The sequence below is a fragment of the Streptomyces alkaliphilus genome (assembly GCF_014141535.1).
GTDB lineage: Bacteria > Actinomycetota > Actinomycetes > Streptomycetales > Streptomycetaceae > Streptomyces > Streptomyces alkaliphilus.
In genome coordinates this window covers 1-2,024 of record NZ_VKHT01000911.1, presented here as the reverse complement: position 1 = coordinate 2,024, position 2,024 = coordinate 1, and the positions used below count along the sequence as shown (strand labels likewise).

The following is a 2,024-nucleotide window of genomic DNA, read 5'->3' as shown; positions in this document are numbered from 1 at the left end:
CCCCAGAACCCCGCCCGTGACCACAGCTTCGGACTGAGAGCCCATGGCAGCCCCCGCGAAGAACCTCGTCAACCTGGAGTCCGTCACCAAGGTCCACGGCACCCGGACCCTGCTGGACGGCGTGTCCCTCGGCGTCGCCGAGGGCGACCGCATCGGAGTCGTCGGCCGCAACGGCGACGGCAAGACCACCCTGATCCGCGTCCTCACGGCGCTGGAGGAGGCCGACGCGGGCCGCGTCGTGCACTCCGGCGGCCTGCGGGTGGACGTGCTCACCCAGCACGACTCGCTCGACCCGGCCGCCACCGTGCGGCAGGAGATCATCGGCGACCGGGCCGACCACGAGTGGGCCGGCGACGCCCGGATCCGCGACGTGCTCACCGGCCTGTTCGGCGGCCTGGACCTGCCCGGTTTCGCCGACGGACTGGACACCGTCATCGGCCCGCTCTCCGGCGGCGAGCGCCGGCGCATCGCGCTGGCCCGGCTGCTGATCGCCGAGCAGGACCTGCTGGTGCTGGACGAGCCGACCAACCACCTCGACGTGGAGGGCATCGCCTGGCTCGCCCACCACCTCGGCTCCCGGCGCTCGGCACTGGTCTGCGTCACGCACGACCGGTGGTTCCTGGACACCGTGTGCACCCGGATCTGGGACGTGCAGCGCGGCACCGTCCACGGCTACGACGGCGGGTACAGCGACTACGTCTTCGCCCGTGCCGAGCGGGAGCGGATCGCCGCCACCGAGGAGGCCAAGCGGCAGAACCTGGTCCGCAAGGAGCTGGCCTGGCTGCGCCGGGGGGCCCCGGCCCGCACCAGCAAGCCCCGTTTCCGGGTCGAGGCGGCCAACGCCCTGATCGCCGACGTGCCGCCGCCGCGCGACGGCGCGGAGCTGATGCGCTTCGCCAACGCCCGCCTGGGCAGGACCGTCTTCGACCTGGAACACGTCACGCTGCGGGCGGGGGAGAAGACCCTGCTGACCGACCTCACCTGGCAGCTCGGCCCCGGCGACCGCGTCGGCCTGGTGGGTGTCAACGGCGCGGGCAAGACCTCGCTGCTGAGGGCCCTGGCCGACGCCGCCGGGCGACAGGCCGCCGGCGGGGAGACCGGAGGGGCGCACGGTGTCGTCTCCGGCACGATCCGGGTGGGCCGCACCGTCCGGCTGGCGTACCTCTCCCAGGAGGTCGCCGAACTCAACCCGACCTGGCGGGTGTTGCAGGCGGTGGAGCGGGTGCGCGCCCGGGTGGACCTGGGCGGGGGACGGGAGATGACCGCCGGTCAGCTCTGCGAGCGGTTCGGTTTCGGCAAGGAGAAGCAGTGGACGCCGGTGGGCGACCTCTCCGGCGGTGAGCGACGCCGGTTGCAGATCCTGCGCCTGCTGATGGACGAGCCGAACGTGCTCTTCCTCGACGAGCCCACCAACGATTTGGACATCGAGACCCTCACCCAGCTGGAGGACCTGCTCGACGGCTGGCCCGGCTCGCTGGTGGTCATCAGCCACGACCGGTACTTCGTGGAGCGCACCACCGACCGGGTGTTCGCCCTGCTGGGCGACGCCCGGCTCCGGATGCTGCCGCGCGGCCTGGACGAGTACCTGGAGCGGCGGGCGGCCGTGCGCTCCGCCGAGGACGAGCAGGCCAAGGCCGCCCCGGCTGCGGAGCGGGAGCGGCCGGCGGCCTCGCCGGCGCAGCTCTCCCGCGAGGCGCAGAAGGAGCAGCAGCGCATCGAGCGGCAGTTGGACAAGCTGGGGGAGCGGGAGGCGCGGCTGCACGCGAGCATGGCCGAGCACGCCACCGACTTCACCCGGGTCGCCGAGTTGGACACGGAGCTGCGGGAGGTCGTCGAGCGCCGGGAGGAGCTGGAGACCCGCTGGCTGGAGCTGGCCGAGGGCGCCTGAGCCGGTCGGTCGAAGGGTCCGCCGGCTCGACGCGCTGTCGGTCCGCGGTCGGTCTCCGATCGGTGTTCGGCCGACACGCGGTCAGTTCCCGGGAGTCATCGGGAAGTTGACGGCTGGTCGGGGGACGGGCCGGGGG

General features: G+C 73.4%; 1 protein-coding gene. It reads left to right on the top strand.

Annotated features, from left to right (window positions below):
* Positions 1-43 precede the first annotated feature (43 nt).
* The gene (locus FNQ90_RS21050; RefSeq protein WP_182607795.1) at positions 44-1,888 is read left to right on the top strand and encodes an ABC-F family ATP-binding cassette domain-containing protein; all 1,845 of its coding nucleotides are present in this window, start codon (positions 44-46) and stop codon (positions 1,886-1,888) included.
* Positions 1,889-2,024 lie beyond the last annotated feature (136 nt).